Raw genomic sequence first — 24,331 nt, forward strand, 5'->3', positions numbered from 1 at the left:
AAAATGTCCTGTATTTACAAAATATCGAAGAATGGTGCTAAAAACTTGTCACCGAAAAGTATTTTATGTTCAACTGGGACATGATTCATATATTTAAAATAAAAAGGATGTTGTGATGCGTCGAAGTATTTTTATTAGTGGAGCAGCACAAGGTATTGGTGCTGCAATCGCTCGAACTTTTTATCAGCAAGGCTATAAGGTAGGCATTTATGATATCAATGAAGCTTCAGCACAGCATCTTGCAGCACAACTCGGTAATCATGCCAAAGCAGGAAAGCTTGATGTCAGTGATTATGCACAATGGCAAAATGCCCTAGAAGAATTTAGTGCTTGGGCAGGTCAGCTCAATGTTTTGGTCAATAATGCAGGAATTTTATACTCTGGTGCTTTTGAAAAAACGGATATTCAAGCACATCAACGCACAATTAATGTCAACGTCAATGGCGTTTTAAATGGCTGTCATGCTGCACTGCCTTTTTTAAAACAGGCATCTTTTGCACGCGTCATTAATGTTTCTTCTGCTTCTGCGATTTATGGGCAACCCGATCTTATCTCATATTCTGCCAGTAAATTTGCAGTACGTGGTATCACAGAAGGCTTAGATGTAGAATGGCAAAAATATGGAATTCGTGTTTTAGATGTGATGCCGCTCTTTGTACAAACAGCAATGGTGACTAACATGGATGCAGCTTCAATTCAGAATATTGGTGTCGATTTAAAACCACAAGATATTGCTGAACAAGTCTTAAAACTCGTACAAAGTAAAGGAACGCTTTTTACCCAAACCCACCATCCTATCGGCTTAAAAACCAAAATCATGTATCAACTTTCAAGTATCAGCCCACAAATCATTAACCGTTTAGGCAATATATTTTTAAGTCGAAAATAAAAATTGATGCAATATCAGCAAATAAAAAAACCTGCATTACGCAGGTTTTTTTTATCAGCAATGGATTAATTGCCTTGTACTAATCGTCTTGCACTAATAATGCCTGGTTGTTGTTCTAAACGTGCCAACAAACGAGAAAGTTGCGCCAAGCCCTTCACTTCAATCAATAATTTCATATTGGCAATACCATCTGATTCAGAAATGGTATTGACCTGACGAATATTGATCTGATCTGAAAAAATCACTTGAGTTAAGTCTTTCAGTAAACCACGTCGATCATAAGCCTCAACAACGATTTGCACACTTTGCCCACGTGTAGGCTGCATTTCCCAATCTGCCTCTACAGCACGATCAGGTTCATTCTTGATCATACGAAGGTAATCTAAGCATGCAACCTTATGAATACTTACACCACGGTTTAACGTGATATATCCAGCAATCGACTCACCATGTACAGGCTGACAGCATTGTGCGACATGGAGTTCAACATTATCCAAGCCATCAATTAAAATACCATGTGCCGATAAAGTATGACTTGCGCGTGGATTAAGTGTTGGTTTAAGAACAAGTTCTGGTTCATCTTGATCTAAATGCATATGACGATTAACTTGGTTAATCAATGCATGTAAGCTAATATCACCACTCACCAATGAAACTAAAATGTCATCGCCAGATTTGACATTAAAGTGGTTACAATAATCACTTAAATCAATACTTTTTGGATGAATCGCTAAACGTGAAAGCTCCTTATTGAGAATTTCACGTCCAACTTCTAAATTCTTACTACGGTCTTGTTGTCTAAACCAGTGACGCAGCTTGTCACGCGCACGTGCTGTCTTGATATAACCTAAAGAATTTACTAACCAATCTCGGTTAGGCTCACGATCTTTTTTGGTTAAAATCTCAACTTGTTCACCTGTTTTCAAGGTATAAGTGAGTGGCACATAACGCTGATTCACACGTGCTGCATAACACTTATTACCCACTTCTGTATGCACATGATAAGCAAAGTCTAATACGGTTGAACCACGTGGTAACTCTTTGATATCACCATCACGACTGAAGACATAAATCTTTTCAAAACCTTCAAAGTCTTGAATATGTTCAAAATCTTCACTCTCATCTTCATTTGGATGCACATTGGTTTCATTACGTTCTTGATAATGCTCTAGCACAGAGCGCAATGAATGCAAACGATGATTAAATGAATAATCTGTGGTTTTAGAGCCTTCTTTATAATTAAAATGAGAACAAACACCTAACTCAGCTTCTTCATGCATTTCTACAGTACGAATCTGAATTTCAAGCGATTTATTTTCAGCAATCACCGCTGTATGCAATGAGCGATAACCGTTTGCTTTAGGGTTGGTAATATAATCATCAAATTGATGTGGAATATGACGCCAAATCTGATGAACGATTCCCAAAGCGTGATAACACTCAGGAACCGATTTGACCAATACACGTACTGCACGAATATCATAAAGCTGATCGAAGCTCAGATTTTTACTCTTCATCTTGCGATAAATTGAATAAATATGCTTCACTCGACCTGAAATTTCAGCATAAATTTCATGCGCTGCCAATTCACCTTTGAGTTTGTCCACTACAAATTGAATATAGTGTTCACGCTCAAGACGCTTTTCATTGAGTAATGATGCAATTTCTTTATAGCGTTCAGGTGCCAAATAACGAAAGGCTAAATCCTCTAGCTCCCATTTTAATTGAGCAATGCCTAAACGATGCGCTAAAGGTGAATAAATTGTTAAAATTTCTCGTGCAACACGTTCTTGACGCTCTCTTGGTGATTTTGCCAATTCACGCAATGCATAAGTACGTTCCGCCAATTTAATTAAAACAACACGCACATCCTCAGTCACAGAAATCAGCATTTTATAAATGCCTGACAAATGTTCACGTTGATTATTATTAAAGTGGTCTTCTAAACGTTTATTTTTTTCAATCAGTTCAGAGAGTTTTCCCATTGCCAAAGTGCCTTTGACAAGGTTAAAAACATGCTCTCCAAACTTTGTTTGAATTTCTTCAAGCGTGGTAATACCTTCACGTACACTACGATATAAAACAGCAGCAGATAAGGTATCTTCATCAACATGTAAATGCGCCAAAATATCTGCCATACCAATTCCTGTTGCAAAGGTATTGGTACGGTTATTCACCATGGTCGCTAATTCTTTTTGTAAAACTAATTGAGCTACTTCTTGAAGCTGATGCAGCTCTGCACCGTCTAAAATTCCACGTACACGATCTAGCCAAGTCGCTAAAGCCTGTTGCGCTTCTACGGCATGTTCTACAGTCGCTTCCTCAGACAACTCATTTAGCTGTTCTGGAAGTTGTTCACGTACTGTGACCATACCTTTCTCCTGTGAATCTACAGTTCATTATAAATCGTTTATCTCAACATTTTTTTCAAATAAGGCAATGGATTCAACATGACCTGTATGTGTAAACATATCCATCACACCTGCCTTTTTCAGCTGATACCCATGTTGCACTAAAATTCCTGCATCCCTTGCGAGTGTTGCAGGGTCACAGGATACATAAACGATTTTTTTTGCACCAAACTTAGGTACATAATGCATAATTTGCTCCGCCCCTGCACGAGGTGGGTCTATTAATAATGCATCAAATCCTTGATTTGCCCAAGAATTTTGAGAAAAATCTTTTGTTAAATCTTGTGAGTAAAACGTAACATTAGTTATGCAATTTTTCAGTGCGTTTTCTGTACCGCGTTTAACCATTTCTGCACTGCCTTCAACGGCAATAACACAGCCTGTTTGCCCTACTTTTTTAGCGAGTGGTAAAGAAAAATTACCCAGACCGCAAAAAAGATCAAGCACACGCTCACCTTGTTGTAAATCAAGCAAATCACATGCCAATTTTACCATTTGTGGATTTACAGTAGGATTAACCTGTGTAAAGTCAGTCGGTTTAAATGCAAAATTAATTGCAAAATCATTCAAACTATAATGTAAATGCATCGCAGCTTGAGGATCATCTACACGATGTAAACTCTCATTTCCCGCAGGTTGAAAATACAGTTGCCACTGTTTCTCTAACGCAAATTGTTTTAATAGGTTGACATCTTTTGTCGATAAATCTGCTGTATGGCGAATTAACAACGCAATTTCTTGATCGCCTTTTGCTAATTCTATATGACCAATGTCTGCTTTGCCTGTTAGACTTTCGAGTAATACACGCAGTTCAGGTAAAGCCTTATCTAATTGTTGATCTAAAATTTTACACGTTTGGATATTAATCAATTGATTACTTTGCGACTCACGAAAGCCCATCAGCAGTTTTTTCGTTTTTGCAATATAGCGCACACCAATGCGTGCTTTATGACGATAATCAACTTTTAATGAACGAATAGGCGTTAACCACGTTAAAGGTGTTAAACCTGCAAAATGATTCAAATGTGATTTTAATACATCTTGTTTAAAACGAATTTGTTCATCAGGATGTAAATGCTGCAAGTTACAACCACCACATCGACCAAAATGCGGACAGATTGGAGCAATACGTTGCGGATGTGGCTCACCCAATAACTCAATACAATCCGCTTCTTCAAGTTTAGAAACTTGACGTGTGATTTGCACTTTAACGGTTTCATTGGGTAATGCAAAACGGATAAAAACACTTTTACCCTGTTTCTCTAGTGGATGGTTTGGATCATTTCCATAACGCGCTATCCCTCGCCCCTCATGTGAAAGCCTCTCAACATTAAAAATATACTGTGGTTGTTGAGATGGTCGAGGTTTAGCTCTATGTTTCAAAGGAATAACCTAATCTGTAGTGGAAGGAAAATCTGATGCGCTAAATGCAGTTTTTTGTGAAGTTTCACGCCAAATCTGCACAAACTCATTTTGTTGCGGTTGACCTTGTAAATAATGAATGGTTGCCTGAATCCATAACTGATGATCTGATAAAGAAATTTGTCCTTTTAACAGATTCCAACGCAAGAAAATCAACCATGTATTTAATACATCACCCTCACAATAACTGGTCAACTTGAGCCATTGTTTGGTTTTGACATATTCAGGAATAAAATAACCTTTAATACCACGCTTACCAGGAAAACCAAGTAAATGTGCAATATCATCTAATTTTTGAAAATGCCGACCATTAAACATTGCCATCACATCCATCAAGTCGACATGACGATGATGATAACGATTTTGGTAGTTATTATAACGTTTTTGCGTATCAATCTCACCTTGATCAAATAAACTCGGTGCCGATAAACCATGATACATTGCACGGAATAAAATCACAGGTAAATCAAACTGTGAACCATTCCAACTCACTAAAGTTGGATGACGTTTATCAAAAATAGATAAAAATTTCTTTAAAATTTCAGCTTCAGAAAAATGTTCTTGGCTAAATGAAAAGAGTTTCATTGTACCATTTTCATCAAGCCAAAAACCTGAGATACACACAATTTCATGTAAGGGTAAACGTTGAAAATCCATACCTGATTCTTGGCGACGGATTTTCATCAAAGCCTGTTCAAGATCTTCTTCAGGCAAATCCAACCCGTACAAATGTGCACCTGAACGATGGTCAGTCAACGTTTCTATATCAAAAACTAGTACGGGTAAACGCATAACTAAAGCATTCTCATCATGACTTAAATTATTTTACACATTAACCCGAGTTTCAACAAAGAAACAATGCACCGCGATAAAATAACAGGTCAACTTGAGTCAAATATTGGTTTTAGTCTTCAACTGAAAATAAACCTGTAGACAAATAACGATCACCACGATCACACACAATACAGACAATCACAGCATTTGGATTTTCTTCAGCAATTTTCACTGATGCCCACACGGCTCCACCTGATGAAGTGCCTGCACTAATCCCTTCTTTACGTGCTAAAGCGCGTGCTGTTTTTTCAGCTTCGATTTGTGGAATATCCATAATGCGATCGACACGCTTTGGATCAAAAATAGTCGGCAAATATTCCTGAGGCCAACGACGAATACCCGCAATATTTGAACCTTCAGATGGCTGTAAACCCACAATTTGAATCTCTGGATTTTGCTCTTTCAAATATTTTGAAATCCCCATAATCGTGCCTGTTGTCCCCATAGAACTCACGAAATGGGTAATTTTACCTTCAGTTTGTTGCCAAATTTCTGGACCAGTCGTTAAGTAATGTGCTTCAACATTATCTGGATTACCAAACTGATTTAAAACCAGACCTTGTCCTTCTTGTTCCATTTGCAAAGCCAGATCACGCGCTTCTTCCATGCTTGCAGCTTCAATTAACTCTGCACCATAAGCACGCATTGCATCTTTACGCTCTTGACTTGAGGCAGCTGGCATAATCAAACGCATTTTGTAGCCACGCATTGCAGCAACCATTGCTAAAGCAATACCTGTATTTCCACTCGTCGCCTCAATCAAGGTATCACCTGGCTGAATTTGCCCACGTTTTTCAGCTTGCATAATCATGTTATATGCTGGACGGTCTTTCACTGAACCTGCTGGATTATTTCCTTCAAGTTTCGCCAACACCGTTGCTTGAGTATGATTTGCGAGACGTTGTAAACGCACCAATGGCGTCTTACCGACATAATGGTCTAATAAAAAATCGTCTGCTAAGAAATCAACTTGTGTATTACTCATGGTATGTACCTAGATCGAGGTGCGCGTATTGTATGAAAAAATAAAACACCCTGCACTGCTTTCCATTAAATTCTGATGAGAATGATCAAACTCAGCACATAAAACTTGGGTGTACTTCAATGACTTAAAAGTATTTTTTCAAATAAAATGAATAATATAAAATAATTTCAAAGCAACTTAGAATTAGAAATGATAAGTTTATCTTTAAAACAGCATAAACAATATTTAAGCAAGATGTTTTTTCATGATCTTTATCATAATTTCATGTAGGACGATTAAAGCATGTTAATATTCTCATTACGGGGAAGGTCTTGGCTTGATGCATGTCGAATTTCAATAAAAAATTATTTAAACGTCTCAAACTTAATCACGCATATGGACAGTTAATTGCGTTGATTTTTGTACCTATTATGGTCTTAGCCTGCGTCGGCGCACTTTTGGTCATGAAAGAAACGTCTAATGCTGCTAAAACCAATCAACGTTATGCCGCTATTGCAATTTTAAGTCGCTATCAAGCAACCGCAGAACAACTCGTTCGTCTAATACAAGCAAATCCCAAATATAGACCACAAGCTGAAAATATTCTCCAACATATTTTTAATGAAAAATATCTTATTCGTGCAGCGATTGTTTTACCTAATCAACAAACTTTACTCAATGTCGGTTATCAAAATAGAAAAGCATGGCCCAAACTTCCGCAACAAGGAAGCTTTGTAGGACCATTATCCAACCAACACAATAATATTTATGCGATTCGCCTTCAAACTGAAGACGCTCATGCACCCATTTGGTTAAGCATTGAACTGGATAATCAACCTTTAGAAATAGCGCATTATCGTGTGATGATCGTGCTCATTACCACAGCATTATTTACATTACTTTTATTATTACTCTGTCTAAATTTCTATTCTCGTCGTTGGATCGCACCAATGTACGAAATTCGCATGCAATTACAACGTTTAAATGCCGATACGCTTGACCAACATATGGTGATTAACAGTACAGGTGAGTTACGTTTATTACAGCGAGATATTGCTAACGTTGTGAAACGCTTACATTTTAGTTTTCTAGAGCTAAAAGAACATACTGAGCAAACCGAAGATGATTTAAGACGTACTTTAGACACCTTAGAAGTACAGAACATTACTTACAAACAAGCACGTGACCAAGCGATTTCATCAAACCAAGCCAAGTCAGTATTTTTAGCCAATATCAGCCATGAACTACGTACACCTCTGAACAGTATTGATGGTTTTATTCATCTGTTATTAAGACAAGATAATCTTAGTAATGATCAAAACTTGTACTTACAAACGATTCGAAAATCTTCTGCTCATTTATTGGCGCTGATTAACGATGTACTCGACTTTTCTAAAATTGATGCTGGAAAATTAGAACTCGAAACTGCACCTTTTGACCTTGAAGAAGCAATTTTCGATGTTATGGATATGTTGTCGCCGTTGGCTGCACAAAAACAAATAGAAATGGCATTTTACTATGATGATACCGTTCCTAAGCATGTCAATGGTGATGTTTTACGCTTTAAGCAAATTTTGACCAATCTTATTTCCAATGCCATTAAATTTACCCCTGATGGTGAAATCATTGTTCGTGTTCGTATGGAACATGATGATATTGGACAGTGTTTATTGCATTTTAGTGTGCAAGATAGCGGTATTGGTCTCAGTGGCACAGATCGTAAGAAATTATTTGAATCATTCTCTCAAGGCGATGCATCTGTAACCCGTCAATTTGGCGGAACAGGTTTAGGTTTAGCAATTTCAAAACAATTGGTTCACTTAATGCAAGGTCAAATTGGCTTTGAAGATAACCAAGAACGTGCACCTACAGAAAAAGGCTCAACATTCTGGTTTACCGCAATGTTCCAAGTGGATGAAAATGAAGAAATTATTCATCCAGTGTTTAAAGATATGCATGTATTGTCATTCTTAGCACATCCTGCAACAGCAAATGTTTTACGTCATTATTTAGAAGACTATCAAGTCGTTCATACTGAAGCACAGTCAATTTTAGATTTATTTAGCCGTTTAAATGGCTTATCTAAACTGCCTGAAAACACTTGGCTGATTGTAGATCATAGCGGCGATACTGAAGCTTTATTACGCGAAATTCGTGGGCGTTATCAAGGTAATTTAGCTGTTTATGGCTATCAAATGACCTTAGAGCCAAATATGTTACATGAATATCGTGCACGTCCACTTTATCAACCTTTAAGTCGTTCAGGAGTGATTCAACTTTTAAGCAATCAACCTATATTTAGTCCTGAAGAGCACAAAGATTTTAAAGAGCGTAATTTACATATTTTAGCAGTGGATGATCATTTACCGAATTTGATTGTACTTGAAGCATTACTCGCTGAACTCAATGTTAAAACAACCAAAGTACAAAGTGGACAAGAAGCTCTAAGCACCATTCAGCAACGTATTGAACAAGGTTTAAAACCATATGACTTGGTTTTCATGGACATTCAAATGCCTGTTATGTCTGGAATTGATACAACACGTGCGATTCGCTCATTAGAATCTACGCTCGATGGTATGCGTATGCCAATCATTGCACTTACAGCACATGCTTTAGCCGATGAAAAGCAAAAACTTCTAAAAGTCGGCATGGACGACTATGTAACCAAACCAATTCAAGTCGAACAATTAATTCAAATTTTAACTGAATGGACATCTGATCAATTTGCTCAACCACAGCAAACCAACGAAAATAACGTTTACGTTGAAGCGCTTGATCCTGACATTTTAGATTGGAAAAAAAGCTTAGCCTTAGCCGCAAATAAAGAAGATTTGGCACAAGATTTACTTAAAATGCTAGTCGATAGCTTTCCAACGGAACTCGATGAAATCTCTCAGTTGATTGAATTAGAGGATTTTCCACAGCTTGAGCATGTGCTTCATCGTTTATATGGTGCAACTCGTTATGTCGGCACACCAAAATTACAACGTATTACAGGCGAGTTTGAACAGTTTATTTCAACACTCAGAAAAGAACGTCGTAAAGCAGATGAAATATTCATTCAAGATACCTTACAACGATTAGATCATTTGCAATTGGTCATACACGAAGTAGAAGCTGCCGCACAGCAAATTTTGAATCATTCAAATTAATTTTTTCTGTGACTGCACTGTCACGATGTAAAAGCTCACTCCATGCTATGCTGCGTTACAAGGCAATAAGAGTAAAAACGATGTCATTATTACGAATTGAAAAAAAAGATGGAATCGCAACGGTTTACCTAAACCGTCCAGATAAACGTAACGCAATGAGCTTTGCTTTACTGCGCGAGTTAGTGAGCACTGCTCAAAAAATCAAAAAAGATCGCAGCATTCGTTGTGTCATTTTAACTGGTGAAGCGCAAGTCTTTAGTGCAGGCATTGACCTTGCCGATTTAAACAATCCTAAAAATACAGCTTATGCTGCTTGGGAACTTATCAAACCTGGACAAAGTTTATTTCAAAAAGCTTTTTTGATTTGGCAAGAATTACCTGTTCCTGTTATTGCTGCACTTGAAGGTTTTTGCTTTGGTGCAGGTATGCAATTGGCATTAGCTGCAGATATTCGTATCAGCCATCCTGATACTAAAATGTCTATCATGGAAAGTCGTTGGGGCTTAGTACCAGATATGGGTTTATCGCGTTCAATTAAAGGGGTTATTGGTATAGATTTAGCCAAAGAACTGACCTTAACTGCGCGTATTTTTGATGGTCATTATGCTAAAGAAATTGGCTTAGTCACACATGTTGACGCTGCACCATTAGAAAAAGCACAACAAATTGCAAAAGAGATGCTACAACATTCACCTGATGCTTTAATGGCAGCTAAACGCGTATTAGATGCGATGGAACATGCACCTAAAAAAGCATTACGTTTAGAAAAAATTTGGCAATTAAAGCTACTTTTAGGTAAAAATAGTCAATTGGCACGTAAAAAGGATAAAAATCCAGAAGTACAATTTTTACCACGCCAATTTAAATAATTTACAAGGAACCGTTTTGAGATTGGTACTATGAGTTTTGATCAACAGCACAAAATTGCTTTTTTAGGTATGGGCTTAATGGGTAGTCGTATGGCAACTCGTCTAGTTCAAGCAGGCTTTCATGTTGCAGTATGGAATCGTACTGCAAGTGCATGTGAACCCTTGATTGACATTGGCGCACATGCTCTACAGCTTGAGAATATTGCACAATACCCAATCATTCTTAGCTGTCTTGCTGATGATCAAGCTGTAGAAGCCGTCTTTAATCAAATTAAGCCTCATCTCCAAGCCAAACAAGTGATTGTCGATTTTTCTAGTCTATCTGTAGATCAAACGATTCATCTTGCAAATCAAGCAAATCAGCATCATGTTATTTGGATTGACTCCCCTGTTTCGGGTGGGACGGCTGGTGCTGAAAATGGTACTTTAGTTATTTTTGCAGGCGGTAATGCACAAACTATTCAAAGCCTTACACTTATTTATAATGTACTTTCACAACGTGTCACTCGTATGGGAGAAACAGGTACGGGACAAGCCACTAAAATTTGTAATCAATTGATCGTTGCCGCGAATAGCACCCTAATTGCTGAGGCAGTCGCACTTGCAGAACAGGCAGGTGTTGATACAACTTTATTAGCACCTGCTCTTGCAGGTGGTTTTGCTGACTCTAAACCTTTTCAAATTTTAACACCACGTATGGCAACACATCATTTCGAGCCTGTGCAGTGGAAAGTGCAAACTTTATCTAAAGACTTAAATAATGCTGTGAGTTTAGCTAAAAAGTTTAATTTAGAAATTCCTATTGCTAAAAAAGCCTTGTCGCAATTGCAAGCACACCAAAAGAATGGTTATGCTGATGCAGATTTAGCAACTGTGATTAAGCATGTTGAAATTCAAAAATAAAATTGACGTTATCGTTCAGCCTATACGTAATTTGCATGGAGCAAAATGATGAGCAAACTCGCAGTAAATCTTTCTATGATTTTTACTGAAGTTCCCCTAATAGAACGTTTTGCCTTAGCACATCAACATGGTTTTAAACATGTCGAAATTCAGTTTCCTTATGAACTCAGTATTCAAGATATTCAGACACAATTAGAGCATCATCAACTTACGCTTTGCCTCATTAATGTACCTGCAGGTGATTTAATGCAAGGTGGCAATGGTCTAGCGGGCATACCTGGAAAAGAACTTGAGTTTCATCACGCATTATTAAAAGCGATTGAATATGCAACGTCATTGCAAGTCAGTAGTATCAATATCCTAGCAGGAAAACAACCTCTAGATGCAGACCTGCTCCCATGCTTAAACACACTCTCTAGCAATTTAAAACTGGCTTGTCATCTTTGCACTGAGCATAATATTCAACCTGTATTTGAAATGATTAACGGCACAGATATGCCGCGATTTTTAGTGCAAAATATTGCTCAAGCTCAAGAGATGCTTGAAGCTGTCCAACATCCTGCATTAAAAATGCAATATGATTGTTATCATATGGCAATGATGGGCGAAAATATTTTAGCTGCACTACAAGAAAATCTGGAGTGGATTGGACATATTCAATTTGCAGACTGTCCTGGGCGACATGAGCCAGATACAGCACAAATTAACTATGCAGAAATTTTCCAATGGTTAGCACAAAGTCCATATACAGGTTATATCGCAGCTGAATACAAACCACAAGTTGACTCTAATCAATCATTTGCATGGAAAAACAAATACTTTACTGATCACTCACAAATATAAACGCTTAAAAAATATCCACAATATTTATAGGTATAAATTTGAATTTTTTTAGTAAAGGCGGTATATTAGACGATGAGTTATTGTCTGGAAAATATACCTTATATGAATTTAGAACCATCACCCAGCGCTTCTAATTCTCTCGAACTTGCAATGAATTCTCACAAACAAGATGTGCAAACTTGTTTAAAAGTTGTACACGAAGCTCTACTCGATGTAAAAGCCAAAGATATTCTTGAACTTGATGTTAGCAAAATCAGTAATGTCGCAGATGCGATTGTGATTGCAAGCGGTACATCAACACGTCATGTTAAAGCACTTGCTGACAACGTTGCAGAAGAAGCACGTAAAGCAGGTTTTCGCCCGATTGGTGTTGAAGGCGAACGTGATGCTGAATGGATCCTAATCGATTTAGATTTGATCGTTGTTCATGTCATGCTACCTACTGCACGTAAATTTTACGATCTTGAAAGTTTATGGCGTACAACACCTGAACATGTTGCCTAAACATAAAAAACGGAAAAGCGACCCTCATGGTCGCTTTTTTATTCTTATTTTTTTATTCGGTATTCATTAAATTTGGATGCAAAGCAATTCGCTTAAAAATAACGTACATCAAACCAAAACCTAAGAAAAAAGTAAATAAAATCCCAAACATCTGATATTTCCAACTCACTTCTACAATAGAGTTGTCAAATTGATTCATGATCACAGCTAAGGTTCCCCATACACCACACAAGCCATGAATCACGACCACATCAGCAACACTTCTAATTCGAATCCAACGCTTGAGTAATTTAGGCAATAAACACGTCATTAAAGCTGCAACAAAGCCAATAATAAAAGCAATACTCATACTCACTAAGCCACAACTTGCGGTAATCGCCACTAAACCACCAAAAAGCGCTTTAATCAGAGTGGCACGTTTAAACTTTTGAGGTTTTAAAATTAAATAGCCCAAGGTAGCAACACATACTCCAAAAACAACAGAAATAATATTAATTAATACAGTAATAATATCTATGGTCATTCCTGTAATAAATGCAACGTTTAAACACGACCAAGCCAACCACAAAACAAAACCTGCCAGTGAAAAAATCAACATTTTTTGATCTTGAAATATATAATGTGTTTCCTTTGGATAATCTTGATGATATTGATTAAAAACCACATAACCCGCTAAAACGATCCATGCAGCAAATGAGTGAATGACTGTTGCTCCTGCATAATCAATAAAACCCAAATCTTTTAACCAATGCCAATTAAAAAGAATATCCCCCCAAGCTGAAACACTTAATATTGGAAAAATGACACCTGAAACAAGTAAGCCCACAATCCAATATACTTTAGACGACATATTGATTGGAATAATTCGACCTACGATTGTGGTGATGGTGGATGACATTAAAATATAGAAAATAAAAATTTGCCATTGCCACCAGTACATTTGAATATGATTGCTTTGATTTTCTGTTTGCCATATGCCAAAAAACACCAATAGAAAACAAAAAATAATATATAAAGTATTACCTAAAATAGCAGATAAATAACTGATCCCTAGATTATAAATTGCTCTTGAATTTTTTACATAGCCTCCTTCGATCACAGCAAAACCTGCTTGCATTAATAATACAAACAATGTTCCTAAAACAATCAGTGTAATATCAGAAAATGTATTGATTGCATTAAATTGTGCAGGTGAGACCGTTGTTAAGCTATATGTTTGTGATGAGCTAAATAATAGTACCAAATAGAGATATAATTGCTTCATCTGTTATTTTAACCCTATCCATACTCTCTAAATTACCATTCTAATTTTAGAATGCCCCTTAAGCCTTAATTTAAACTCGCTTGGTTAAAACAATTATTCCCCATATTTTTTAAATTACATTTTCATTTTTTATTTAAGTGGAATTTTTCATATTTTACCAAATGGTCATTCTCATATAAATAGTTTACATAAAATTTATCTTTTTAAGATCTTGATCACACTTCTTTTATATCAAAAAAATTATTGTCGTGATATCTAGTTTTCTTTGATTAAGACTAAAAATAATATCAATAAAAAAACCACCCGAAGGTGGTTTTAGATCTTCCCAAATCCCATTTTAGAAAAGAGGGATTTTGAAGTATAAATTAGTGACCGCCGCCATTAATCGCTTTCGTCATATCTTCAACAACTTTCTTCGCATCACCAAAGATCATCATGGTTTTTTCGTTATAGAACAAGTCATTATCTAGACCAGCATAACCAGTCGCCATAGAACGCTTGATCACCATGATTGTACGTGCTTTATGTGCTTCAAGAATCGGCATACCATAAATCGGTGATGTTGGGTCATCTTTTGCAGCAGGGTTAACAACGTCATTCGCACCAATCACAAGTACAACATCTGTTGCAGGGAAGTCTGAGTTAATCTCATCCATTTCCAAGATGTCTTCATAAGCTACGTCTGCTTCAGCAAGAAGGACGTTCATGTGACCAGGCATACGACCAGCAACAGGGTGAATTGCAAAACGAACAGTTACACCTTGTTCTTTAAGTAATTCACATAATTCTTTTACTGCATTTTGAGCACGACCTTGTGCCATACCATAACCAGGCACGATCACAACGCTGTCTGCATTTGACATCAAGAAGCCAGCATCGTCCGCAGAACCTGAACGGTAGTTACGTTGAACTTGTTCACCTTTATCAGCAGAAGCAACCGCAGCACCACCCATCGCACCACCAAACAATACGTTGATGATTGAACGGTTCATCGCTTTACACATGATGTAAGACAGAATTGCGCCTGAAGAACCAACTAGCGAACCCGCAACGATCAGCATGTTGTTTTCAAGTGTAAAACCAATACCTGCAGCAGCCCAACCTGAGAATGAGTTAAGAAGTGAAACCACCACTGGCATATCACCGCCACCTACTGGTGCAATCCAAACCCAACCAAATACCAGTGCAAGTGCAGTCATTGCCCAGAATGCTTGCATATTGCCTGTCGTGAAGAAGTAAACACCGCACGCCAACATTGCAAGGAATATAACCGCTTGAACAGGTTTAACCCATCCACCAGAAATCGTTTTTGCCCATTTCTTCGCAGCCAATTTACCATAAGCAAATACTGAAGCTGTGAATGTAATCGCACCAACGAAACAGCCAACAAATAATTCAAATAAATGAACTTTGCTCATATGCGCATGTTGAACACCCGCAGCAGTTAAAGCAGATTCATTTTCAGCAAATAACACTGTAAGTTGGTTGTTATGTAGGATCGCAGCAATTGCGATCAATACCGCAGCCAAACCGACCAATGAGTGCATTAAAGCCACAGTTTCAGGCATTTGTGTCATTGGCACTGTACGTGCACGAGCAATACCAACAACCGCACCAAGCACCATTGCCCCACCAATCATCCAAATCACAGGATGGTCAGCAACAAAGAAAGTTGTGATGACAGCGATTGCCATTGCAACCATACCGTAACGGTTACCTTGAATCGCAGTTTTAGGACCTGAAAGACCACGTAAAGTTAAGATAAAAAGGACAGCACCAATCAGGTAAAACCAATCTGCATATTCTTTAATGAATTCCATGGATTAGCCCTCTTTTTTCTTTTGTTTTGGCTTAAACATTTCAAGCATACGCGCAGTCACTGCGAAACCACCAAAAATATTAATACTTGCCAAGAACACAGCAACTGCACCAAGCACACTTACAACATTGATATCTTGAAATTGTACGTTGGCATCAACAACGCCAGGAATACCTACGGTTTGAATCATTGCACCCACAATAATAATAGATGACAATGCATTGGTTACCGCCATTAACGGTGTATGCAATGCAGGTGTTACACCCCAAACCACGTAGTAACCAACAAAAATGGCTAAGACGAAAATAGTAATAGTTTCAACCATGATGACTCTCCTTAACCACGTTTGAGCAGTACTTGACCGCCATGTGTTACTAGAAGTGCTTTTTGAATTTCGTCTTCTTGATTCAATTTAAAGTTTTTATCTTGATCAAATAAAGTTTCTACGAAATTAAACACGTTACGTGCATACAACGCCGAAGCTTCTGTCGAAACAGTTGCAGGAATATTTGGGATACCCAAAATAGTCACGCCATTATCTGTTACAACATTTTCACCACATTTCGAGCCTTCAACGTTACCACCTGTTTCAACCGCCATATCAAGGATGATTGAACCTGGTTTCATTTTGGCAACAGTTTCGGCTTTAATTAAACGTGGTGCATCGCGACCTGGTAATAAAGCAGTTGTAATCACGATATCAGCATTTGAAACAGCTTTATCTACGATGATGGCTTGGTCTTTGATGTATTGCTCACCTGGCATCCATCCATAACCATTTTTAGCAGCATCAGCAGCTTTTTGCTTTTCTTCATCTGACATTGGCACGTCTAACCACTTACCACCAAGTGATTCGACTTGATCACGAGCTGTTGGGCGTAAGTCAGTTGCTTCTACCACAGCACCCAAACGTTTCGCCGTTGCAATCGCTTGTAAACCTGCGACACCAACACCCATAATAACAATACGTGCAGGCTTTACTGTACCCGCCGCAGTCATTAGCATTGGGAACATACGTTGATATTCCGCAGCAGCTAAAAGTACCGACTTATAACCCGCTAAGTTTGCTTGAGATGACAGTACATCCATATTTTGCGCACGAGATAATGTTCGTGGTAAAAGCTCTAACGCAAATGCAGATACTTGTTGTGAAGCAAACTGGTCAAGGTCAGGGTTACGATACGGATCAAACATTGCAATAATGGTTGTATTAGGTGCAAGTTTTTGAATTTCATTGCCTTGTGGAGCACGAACCTTCAAAACAAGCTGACTACCTGTATAGGCATCATCCGTAATTTTTGCACCGACCTGTTCGTAAGCACTATCAATATAAGCAGCTTTTTTACCTGCTCCACGTTCAATGACTACGTTATGACCAGCACTGATCAACTTTTTTACTGTTTCTGGTGTAGCAGCTACACGACTTTCACCGAGAACAGTTTCGGTTGGGATTCCGATCTGCATGAGCGTCCCTCAAGCTAATTTTTCTTCAAGTAAACATCGTGGTTACGATGTTTCCCCCTAGATGCATTTTGTTCTGAATTTTTGGATTCTAATTGAACTTTTTTAAAATACTACCCAATATTTATTTAATAAATACCCATATTTTGAACTCATGATTCACTTTTATCATTTTATGACATACCCAACATTTATTTAAGTTAATACCATTTTGGATTTTTTGCTTATTTTTTTATCAAAAGTGAAATTTTTAAATGAAATTTCCCATTTTTATTTTGAGCATTTTTCCTGTTGCAACAAAATCATCAAACTTCAATTGGCTCTAACTACATTTAGCGTTATAAAATTGAACTTAATAAGTTTTAGATATTTATTTAGAAAACAAGCTTTTTATAAACCATTTTTTATAAATTAGCTTTTTTGACAATTTTACCGTGATTGATGGGTGATTTTATTGACTTATTTTTACTCAAAAACTGTCAATTATGTAAACAACTTATCATTACTTTTTTTAATTTAATTAATAAATAAAAGTACTTGTGTGAAATCATTATATTTTTAGATTGGAGCAATAATTTAAACAACAAAAAAAAATTATTTTTTTTATTTGCCATTTTGCCAGATGATGACTAATCGGCGTTCCTGAAACACTTTGGCATAACATGCACATTTTTAGTGCATTATTATTTACATCCAAATCTGTGCTTTTTTAAATCGTTATTTATAGTTTGCAGCATCTTGAAAAAAATATTGTGTACATACATCAATTTCCTATTCCTTATTTTGATGGGATTAATTCTTTTTTTGCATTTCATCTCTAAATTGAGACTCTTTATACTAAAGTGATGGCATCTTTGATGCATTCTTTTGGATCATAATCATCATATGAAAATCTCATTATCGAGTGTGCAATTAGGATCTTTATTTGCTTTAGGTGCTGCATTTTTATTTAGTACCAAAGCAATTTTCATTAAACAAGCTTATGCCCTCTCTCCTCTAGTGGATGGAACGGTATTAATGGCTTTACGCATGGCAAGTGCATTACCTTTTTTCTTACTGATTTGCTGGCTAAATCGGCATCATAGTCGTGATTTATCTGCCAAAGACTGGGGCTTATTAGTTTTCGCGGGTTTACTGGGTTATTATTTTTCAAGCTGGTTAGATTTTTCAGGATTAATGTATATTAGTGCGTCATTAGAACGTATTATTTTATTTTTATATCCAACATTAACAGTGCTTGCTTCTTGTGCGATTTATAAGAAAAAGTTAAATTTTAAAAGTATTTTTGCCATTACACTAAGTTATGGCGGTACTGTGATTGTAATGCTTCAAGAACAAAGCACGGTTGCACATGAAGGTAATTTTTGGCTCGGTGTAAGTTTAGTTTTTGCGAGTGCTGTAAGCTTTGCAGCCTATTTATTATTAACACCACGCTTAATTTTACGTTTTGGTTCTTGGAATTATACAGGGCTAGCTTTAAGTGTTGCGTGTATTGGGACTTTGACTCATTTTCTTGTTGTCACACCACAACCTTTTGTATTATTAGCTCAACTGCCTAGTCAAATTGTTTGGTATGGCATCGCGCTTGGGCTTTTGGTCACCGTTTTACCGACTATTTTAATCGCACAGAGTATTTCTCGTTTAGGTGCAGCACAGTCTGCAATGATTGGTTCAATTGGTCCTATTTTAACTATTATTCTTGCTGTTGCATTATTAGGCGAACATATGAATGGGATTCAATGGTTAGGTTGCATCTTGAATATCATTGGTGTCATGATGATTACCCTGTCTAAGAAGAAACTCGCACAATAATCTGGGTAAATTATGCATTTTCAAATTGTTGCGCCAAGTGCGTGTGTAGAAGCTGATAAAATTGAGCTTGCACAAAATCAATTAGAGCGTTTAGGGCATCAAGTGAGTTTAGCTGAGCATGTTTTTGCACAGCATCGTTATCTTGCTGGCACTGTGGAACAACGTATTCAAGATTTAAAAACAGCATGTACAGATCCAAACATTGATGCGATTTGGTGCGCACGTGGTGGAACAGGCGCAGCGATGCTTTTGCCATATTTAGGAAGTTGGATCATGAATAAACCGATTATTGGTTATTCAGATAGTACTGTTTTATTAAATTATATTGCTATGCATGACGGAGCAGCAATTCATGCACCTGTATTTCAGGAAATTGCCTGTAAAAATTTGCACAATACACTTTTATCTACAGATGCACTAAAAACCATTGCCTTATTACATCACGATACGGTTAATCATTATCCTTTAATTGCACTCAATTCATTTGCTCAGCATTTTGAAATAGAAAACTTAAAAGTTTTAGGTGGAAATCTCACTGTACTCAGTACTTTACAAGGCACACCTGACAGCTTAAAGCTCAACCAAGCCTCTATTTTGATGCTTGAAGATGTTGGTGAGCCTTATTATCGAATTGAACGCTCTTTTGTACAACTTTTACAAAGTATAGATATTTCATTATTAAAAGCAGTTGTTTTAGGTGACTTTTATCATTGCCCACAAAAAAATGTCCCGCATAGCCTCATAGAAATTTTTAATGAGCATTTAGAAGCACTACAAATCCCGCTCTATCAGTGTGATTGGTTTGGGCATGGTGAGCATAATCGCCCGTTTTGGCTGGGTAAAAAAGGCATGATTCACCATTCACAATTGATTATCTGAGAGCTCATGTTCAGAACTTTCTTTTTCCAATAAAGTCATTAATACATGTGCAAAGTGTGCCCCAGCTGATTGTTTTGCGAGTTGATCATCAGGATTACGGAGGGGACACTGTTGTAAAGATAAACAACCGCAACCAATGCATTTATCTAATTGATTGCGTAATTGTAAAAGTGAGATAATTTTTTCATCAAGCTGCTGCTGCCAAGTGCTCGACATTTTTGCCCAATCTTTTTTGCTAGCAATTTGTTGTTTAGGTAAAACTGAAAATGCCTCATGCACTTGCTGTAAGCTGATACCCACTTGTTGCGCGACCTTAATAATAGCAATACGGCGTAACATAGCTCTTAGATAACGCCGCTGATTACCTTGTGTGCGTGTACTCCAAATCAGTTGTTTTTCTTCATAAAATCTTATTGTTGCAACACTAACACCACTTCTTTCTGCCAACTCACCAATACTTAACCATGTATTTAAATCTTGTTTTTCCATTTTTTGCTTGACCTCAAGTTAACTTGAGCTTTGATACTAGCAAAACTTTAAAATGAACCAAAGACTTATAATCATGCACTCAAAATCCTCACTTTCTCGTATTCAAGCCTTTACTTTAATTAATCCAAATACACTTTATAACCCACGCGCATTTGCGTATAGTCACATCGCTGAAGTGAAGCATTTTTTGCGTATTCTTCATATTTCAGGACAAGGTGGTGAAAACCAACAAGGACAATTGTCTCGAGACTTTGCTGAACAAACCCATCAAGCATTTCTCAACTTACAACATGCTTTAGAACACGTTGATGCTCATATTTTGGATATCGCGATGTTACGTATTTTAGTGGTTGATCATAGCCCTAAAAAGCATCAGTTTTTAATTCAGGAAATGCAGCTTTTGTGGAAAGATCATCCTTTTCCAGCTTGCACATTAATTCCTGTTCCGTGTCTTGCACTACCTAGCATGCTGATAGAAATTGAAGCAACTGCTTATTGTCTATGAACCCGTTATGTGGAGTTCTTTATGAATCCTGAACTCGATATTAGCCAAAATAAATCTTTATTATGGCTAATGGCGATGGCCTGCGGTTTATGCGCAGGGGCAAATTATTATTGCCAACCTCTTGTACATTCAATTCAACAATATTTTGATGTACCTCAGTCTCAAGTCGCACTGACTGTGACCTTTGCACAAGTATCTTATGCTTTAGGACTTTTATTGATTGTTCCTGTGGGCGATATTGTCAATAAAACAAAATTTATTCCCTTACTAATGTTCTTTGCTGCCATTGGCTTAATGCTCTGTGCCTTTGCTGTCAATCTACCGATGTTATGGATCGGTACAATTATTACTGGGTTATTTTCTGTTGCAGCACAGGTTTTAATTCCATTAGCAACCATGGCAGTTAAACCTGAAAAAACAGGTGAAATCGTTGGTTTTTTAATGAGTGGCTTATTGGTTGGTTTATTACTATCAACAAGTTTAGCAGGCTTATTATCCAATCTATTTAACTGGAAAGTGATCTATGCTGTCAGCTCAATCTTAATGCTGATATTAGCATTTTTACTGAAAAGCCGTTTACCCACAGTACCCACCTTTAAAATGAGTTATGGCAAAATTTTCCAGTCTATGGCAAAACTTTTGCTTGAAGAGAAACGTTTAGTCTATCGTGCTTTAATTGGTGGTTGTGCTTTTGCAGCAATGAGTATTTTATTTTCAACGATTGCAATGCTCTTAACCTCTCAGCCTTTTGAATTACCTGATGTGATGGTTGGTGTTGCAACTTTAATTGGTGTTTTCGGTGCTTTAGGTACAGCCAAAATAGGAAAAATCGCAGATCGTGGTTATACCAATGCGCTCACTTTAATTGGCGTCATTATTTTAGCCATCAGTTGGGGATTTTTATATCTAGGTGGCACGTCTCTCATCAGTTATATTTTAGGTTATGGGATTGTCAGTTTAGGTCTAGCTATTGTGCATACAAGTAACCAAAACATCATTTTCCGCTTACGCCCCGATGCAAAATCTCGTATTAACTCCATTTATATGACTGCTTATTTTACTGGAGGCGCGTGTGGTTCAGCTTTAGGTGTATATGCATGGCACCATGGTGGTTGGATGCTGACATGTATGGTCGGTTTTGGTTTGGTTTTAGCTGCTGCCTTTTTTGCTCTCTTAGATCGTTTATATTTAAATAAACAACAAGTGAGTATTTAATTGTCATGAAAAAAAGAATCTCTTTAAACAGAGATTCTTTTTAAGATACTTGCACCACTGGATAAAAAGGTTTTCCTAAATCTAAAATCTTTTCATTTTCCAATAAAACATGCATAAATATAGGCAATAATGCTGTCAAAATATTTGAAGAATCTTGTAATTGGCTACGGTTTATTGAACTTTTATAAGTAGAACCACCATGCATAATTTGGTTTCTTAAAGTATATAAACGATTAAAAATAATATAGAGCACTTCAACACTATCTTTTTGTTGCAAAGCACGGTGAACTTTAATTTTGTCTTGTTCAAAACTCATTTTCCAATCTTGTTGGCTTATTTTTTGATTTTGAAAATCCCAAAATGGCTGAAAAGTATAATGATTATCTAACAAAATCCGAATTGCATGACTGTACTTCGTCCAAATCAAATGATAAATTTTATGTTCAGTATCTGCTTGACATATATCAGATAAAAACTTTCTAAACTGTTGTCGGTCTTTCAATTCATGTAGATCTTTCGCATAAATTGCATTAAATGAAATCCACAAGCTGATAAATTTTAAATCTAAAGCATCATCCAATAATACAGCTTGCTTAAGCCAACTCAAACCACGATGTATTCTTAAATTAAATGAGTCAGAAAACTGAGCTTTCTTACTTTTATAGGTCTCTTCTAATACCAACATTTCTCAGCCCTCATCATTGTATTTATATAAAATTACCATACTCAACTTTAAAAGATGGCTCAAGCATAAAGACTAAAAATCCATTAAAAATGACTTTATTTTCAATATTTTCCTGTTCGATCAACTTAAAAATCCTCTTTTCATTTGCTTTGATTTTTATTTCAATCTCGCGGCTTAGTATCAAATGTATCGCTTTTGAGTTTTATGTTAATATTGCACAGGGTTAGTTATTGCTTGGTTTAACGCGATGACGATACCTTCTTATTTCTGCCTTTGCTTTTATCTTCCTCAAGTTTCTTTAAGCATCAGATTGCAACCTATAGATGTAAATAGGCTCCACAAACACTGATTAAGAGTATGATTTTTAATGACTATTCACAAAACCATTGAAACCAGCAATTCACCACGAATCAGTGTTGCGCCGATGATGGATTGGACAACAAAAGATTATCGTTTCTTTGCTCGCTTGTTTAATCCAAATGTCATTCTTTATACAGAAATGGTCACGACTGGTGCAATTATCTATGGTGGCGCAAACCGTCATTTAGACTATAACAACGAAGAGCATCCTATTGTTTTGCAACTTGGTGGTTCTAACCCTAAAGAACTTGCAACTTGTACCAAAATGGCACAAGACTGGGGTTATGATGAAGTTAATTTAAATGTAGGCTGCCCAAGTGATCGGGTTCAAAACAATAAAATTGGTGCTTGCTTAATGGCTGAACCAAACCTTGTTGCTGAATGTATTACAGAAATGCGTAATGCGGTTGATATTCCTGTCACAGTTAAACATCGTATTGGGATTGATGACATGCAATCTTATGAAGAGATGTTGCATTTTGTTGATACAGTTGCCAAAACAGGCTGTAATAATTTTATTGTACATGCTCGAATTGCTTTGCTAAAAGGATTATCGCCAAAAGAAAATCGTGATGTTCCACCATTACGTTATGAAGATGTTTATCGTTTAAAACAAGAACGCCCTCATCTTCTGATTGAAATTAATGGTGGCATCAAAAGCTTTGCAGAAACACAAGAACATTTAAAACATGTTGATGGTGTGATGATCGGTCGAGAAGCTTATCATAATCCCTATTTATTGGCTGAATTGGGTCAATTGTGGAATTTAAGCCTTCCTGACCGCTTTGAGATTATGGATCAAATGCTGCCATATGTTGCAAAGCGTATGCAAGAAGGCGCACCTCTTTCGATCCTTACGCGTCATATTTTAGGTTTATTTCAAAATCTTCCGGGTGCACGAAAATGGCGTCAAGCTTTAAGTGGTGGTAATGCAAAAACGTTCTCTGACCTTGAAAATGCAATGGTCAATATCAAAGAAGCAATGAAGCGAACTGAAGATTATTTATTAGAAAAACAAGTTTAAAATCAGAAGCTCCCAATCGGGAGC

General features: G+C 36.9%; 21 protein-coding genes. 11 read left to right on the forward strand and 10 right to left on the reverse strand.

Annotation, left to right across the window (positions count from 1 at the left end; genetic code table 11):
• The first annotated feature begins 115 nt into the window (after positions 1-115).
• A complete protein-coding gene (locus C9E89_RS01660; protein WP_107006708.1) occupies positions 116-889 on the forward strand; it encodes an SDR family oxidoreductase in 774 nt (257 codons plus the stop codon).
• A gap of 65 nt (positions 890-954) precedes the next feature.
• On the opposite strand, the gene C9E89_RS01665 is transcribed toward C9E89_RS01660, so the two are convergent.
• The 4 genes from C9E89_RS01665 to cysM form a co-directional block, all read right to left on the reverse strand.
• On the reverse strand, positions 955-3,261 hold the full coding sequence (locus C9E89_RS01665; protein WP_107006709.1) for a RelA/SpoT family protein: 2,307 nt from the start codon (positions 3,259-3,261) through the stop codon (positions 955-957).
• Positions 3,262-3,288: 27 nt separating this feature from the next.
• On the reverse strand, positions 3,289-4,683 hold the full coding sequence (gene rlmD, locus C9E89_RS01670; protein WP_107006710.1) for a 23S rRNA (uracil(1939)-C(5))-methyltransferase RlmD: 1,395 nt from the start codon (positions 4,681-4,683) through the stop codon (positions 3,289-3,291).
• 9 nt (positions 4,684-4,692) lie between these two features.
• Positions 4,693-5,514, reverse strand: a complete 822-nt coding sequence (locus C9E89_RS01675) for a 3'-5' exonuclease (protein ID WP_107006711.1) — start codon at positions 5,512-5,514, stop codon at positions 4,693-4,695.
• 112 nt (positions 5,515-5,626) lie between these two features.
• Positions 5,627-6,541 carry a cysteine synthase CysM gene (gene cysM / locus C9E89_RS01680; protein WP_107006712.1) on the reverse strand — a complete coding sequence of 305 codons (915 nt, stop codon included), beginning with the start codon at positions 6,539-6,541 and terminating at the stop codon, positions 5,627-5,629.
• A gap of 323 nt (positions 6,542-6,864) precedes the next feature.
• Here cysM and C9E89_RS01685 point away from each other — a divergent pair, with 323 nt between their 5' ends.
• The 5 genes from C9E89_RS01685 to rsfS all read left to right on the forward strand — a co-directional run bounded on the left by C9E89_RS01685 (position 6,865) and on the right by rsfS (position 12,794).
• Entirely contained in the window at positions 6,865-9,675 is a 2,811-nt protein-coding gene (locus C9E89_RS01685) for a GacS-like sensor histidine kinase (RefSeq protein WP_107006713.1), read from the forward strand.
• An 80-nt stretch (positions 9,676-9,755) separates the two neighbouring features.
• Complete coding sequence (locus C9E89_RS01690; protein WP_107006714.1) at positions 9,756-10,544, forward strand: crotonase/enoyl-CoA hydratase family protein; 789 nt, start codon at positions 9,756-9,758, stop codon at positions 10,542-10,544.
• Between the two features lie 30 nt (positions 10,545-10,574).
• A complete protein-coding gene (locus C9E89_RS01695) occupies positions 10,575-11,447 on the forward strand; it encodes an NAD(P)-dependent oxidoreductase (RefSeq protein ID WP_107006715.1) in 873 nt (290 codons plus the stop codon).
• Positions 11,448-11,495: 48 nt separating this feature from the next.
• Positions 11,496-12,290, forward strand: a complete 795-nt coding sequence (locus C9E89_RS01700; protein ID WP_107006716.1) for a hydroxypyruvate isomerase family protein — start codon at positions 11,496-11,498, stop codon at positions 12,288-12,290.
• A gap of 102 nt (positions 12,291-12,392) precedes the next feature.
• On the forward strand, positions 12,393-12,794 hold the full coding sequence (gene rsfS, locus C9E89_RS01705) for a ribosome silencing factor (protein WP_107006717.1): 402 nt from the start codon (positions 12,393-12,395) through the stop codon (positions 12,792-12,794).
• Positions 12,795-12,846: 52 nt separating this feature from the next.
• Here the strand turns inward: rsfS and C9E89_RS01710 are convergent, their stop codons facing one another.
• The 4 genes from C9E89_RS01710 to C9E89_RS01725 form a co-directional block, all read right to left on the reverse strand.
• Positions 12,847-14,058, reverse strand: a complete 1,212-nt coding sequence (locus C9E89_RS01710) for an ammonium transporter (RefSeq protein WP_107006718.1) — start codon at positions 14,056-14,058, stop codon at positions 12,847-12,849.
• Positions 14,059-14,423: 365 nt separating this feature from the next.
• Positions 14,424-15,878, reverse strand: coding sequence for an NAD(P)(+) transhydrogenase (Re/Si-specific) subunit beta (locus tag C9E89_RS01715; protein WP_107006719.1), 1,455 nt, complete (start codon positions 15,876-15,878; stop codon positions 14,424-14,426).
• Between the two features lie 3 nt (positions 15,879-15,881).
• Positions 15,882-16,202, reverse strand: a complete 321-nt coding sequence (locus tag C9E89_RS01720; protein ID WP_068973100.1) for a proton-translocating transhydrogenase family protein — start codon at positions 16,200-16,202, stop codon at positions 15,882-15,884.
• Positions 16,203-16,213: 11 nt separating this feature from the next.
• A complete protein-coding gene (locus C9E89_RS01725) occupies positions 16,214-17,341 on the reverse strand; it encodes a Re/Si-specific NAD(P)(+) transhydrogenase subunit alpha (RefSeq protein WP_107006720.1) in 1,128 nt (375 codons plus the stop codon).
• Between the two features lie 882 nt (positions 17,342-18,223).
• Between C9E89_RS01725 and C9E89_RS01730 the strand changes: the two genes are divergently transcribed.
• Positions 18,224-19,150, forward strand: a complete 927-nt coding sequence (locus tag C9E89_RS01730; RefSeq protein ID WP_107006721.1) for a DMT family transporter — start codon at positions 18,224-18,226, stop codon at positions 19,148-19,150.
• Positions 19,151-19,162: 12 nt separating this feature from the next.
• Positions 19,163-20,029 (forward strand): LD-carboxypeptidase, encoded by an 867-nt coding sequence (locus C9E89_RS01735; protein WP_107006722.1) that lies wholly within the window; start codon positions 19,163-19,165, stop codon positions 20,027-20,029.
• Here C9E89_RS01735 and soxR read toward each other — a convergent pair.
• Positions 20,012-20,518: a redox-sensitive transcriptional activator SoxR gene (soxR, locus tag C9E89_RS01740; RefSeq protein ID WP_107006723.1), complete on the reverse strand. Its 507-nt coding sequence runs from the start codon at positions 20,516-20,518 to the stop codon at positions 20,012-20,014. The two genes, C9E89_RS01735 and soxR, sit on opposite strands and share 18 nt — an antisense overlap.
• A gap of 73 nt (positions 20,519-20,591) precedes the next feature.
• Here soxR and C9E89_RS01745 point away from each other — a divergent pair, with 73 nt between their 5' ends.
• Positions 20,592-21,023: a RidA family protein gene (locus tag C9E89_RS01745; protein ID WP_107006724.1), complete on the forward strand. Its 432-nt coding sequence runs from the start codon at positions 20,592-20,594 to the stop codon at positions 21,021-21,023.
• Between the two features lie 21 nt (positions 21,024-21,044).
• Positions 21,045-22,238, forward strand: a complete 1,194-nt coding sequence (locus C9E89_RS01750; RefSeq protein ID WP_107006725.1) for an MFS transporter — start codon at positions 21,045-21,047, stop codon at positions 22,236-22,238.
• 40 nt (positions 22,239-22,278) lie between these two features.
• Here the strand turns inward: C9E89_RS01750 and C9E89_RS01755 are convergent, their stop codons facing one another.
• Complete coding sequence (locus tag C9E89_RS01755) at positions 22,279-22,923, reverse strand: HEPN domain-containing protein (RefSeq protein WP_107006726.1); 645 nt, start codon at positions 22,921-22,923, stop codon at positions 22,279-22,281.
• Between the two features lie 367 nt (positions 22,924-23,290).
• Here C9E89_RS01755 and dusA point away from each other — a divergent pair, with 367 nt between their 5' ends.
• Positions 23,291-24,307: a tRNA dihydrouridine(20/20a) synthase DusA gene (gene dusA / locus C9E89_RS01760; protein ID WP_107006727.1), complete on the forward strand. Its 1,017-nt coding sequence runs from the start codon at positions 23,291-23,293 to the stop codon at positions 24,305-24,307.
• Positions 24,308-24,331 lie beyond the last annotated feature (24 nt).

The sequence above is a fragment of the Acinetobacter sichuanensis genome (assembly GCF_003024515.2).
Taxonomy (GTDB): Bacteria; Pseudomonadota; Gammaproteobacteria; order Pseudomonadales; family Moraxellaceae; genus Acinetobacter; species Acinetobacter sichuanensis.

Coding starts and splice junctions, on each gene's coding strand:
- C9E89_RS01660 (WP_107006708.1), top strand. CDS start 116: ATGCGTCGAAGTATTTTTATTAGTGGAGCAGCACAAGGTATTGGTGCT.
- C9E89_RS01665 (WP_107006709.1), bottom strand. CDS start 3,261: ATGGTCACAGTACGTGAACAACTTCCAGAACAGCTAAATGAGTTGTCT.
- C9E89_RS01675 (WP_107006711.1), bottom strand. CDS start 5,514: ATGCGTTTACCCGTACTAGTTTTTGATATAGAAACGTTGACTGACCAT.
- cysM (WP_107006712.1), bottom strand. CDS start 6,541: ATGAGTAATACACAAGTTGATTTCTTAGCAGACGATTTTTTATTAGAC.
- C9E89_RS01685 (WP_107006713.1), top strand. CDS start 6,865: ATGTCGAATTTCAATAAAAAATTATTTAAACGTCTCAAACTTAATCAC.
- C9E89_RS01690 (WP_107006714.1), top strand. CDS start 9,756: ATGTCATTATTACGAATTGAAAAAAAAGATGGAATCGCAACGGTTTAC.
- C9E89_RS01695 (WP_107006715.1), top strand. CDS start 10,575: ATGAGTTTTGATCAACAGCACAAAATTGCTTTTTTAGGTATGGGCTTA.
- C9E89_RS01700 (WP_107006716.1), top strand. CDS start 11,496: ATGAGCAAACTCGCAGTAAATCTTTCTATGATTTTTACTGAAGTTCCC.
- rsfS (WP_107006717.1), top strand. CDS start 12,393: ATGAATTTAGAACCATCACCCAGCGCTTCTAATTCTCTCGAACTTGCA.
- C9E89_RS01710 (WP_107006718.1), bottom strand. CDS start 14,058: ATGAAGCAATTATATCTCTATTTGGTACTATTATTTAGCTCATCACAA.
- C9E89_RS01715 (WP_107006719.1), bottom strand. CDS start 15,878: ATGGAATTCATTAAAGAATATGCAGATTGGTTTTACCTGATTGGTGCT.
- C9E89_RS01720 (WP_068973100.1), bottom strand. CDS start 16,202: ATGGTTGAAACTATTACTATTTTCGTCTTAGCCATTTTTGTTGGTTAC.
- C9E89_RS01725 (WP_107006720.1), bottom strand. CDS start 17,341: ATGCAGATCGGAATCCCAACCGAAACTGTTCTCGGTGAAAGTCGTGTA.
- C9E89_RS01730 (WP_107006721.1), top strand. CDS start 18,224: ATGAAAATCTCATTATCGAGTGTGCAATTAGGATCTTTATTTGCTTTA.
- C9E89_RS01735 (WP_107006722.1), top strand. CDS start 19,163: ATGCATTTTCAAATTGTTGCGCCAAGTGCGTGTGTAGAAGCTGATAAA.
- soxR (WP_107006723.1), bottom strand. CDS start 20,518: ATGGAAAAACAAGATTTAAATACATGGTTAAGTATTGGTGAGTTGGCA.
- C9E89_RS01745 (WP_107006724.1), top strand. CDS start 20,592: ATGCACTCAAAATCCTCACTTTCTCGTATTCAAGCCTTTACTTTAATT.
- C9E89_RS01750 (WP_107006725.1), top strand. CDS start 21,045: ATGAATCCTGAACTCGATATTAGCCAAAATAAATCTTTATTATGGCTA.
- C9E89_RS01755 (WP_107006726.1), bottom strand. CDS start 22,923: ATGTTGGTATTAGAAGAGACCTATAAAAGTAAGAAAGCTCAGTTTTCT.
- dusA (WP_107006727.1), top strand. CDS start 23,291: ATGACTATTCACAAAACCATTGAAACCAGCAATTCACCACGAATCAGT.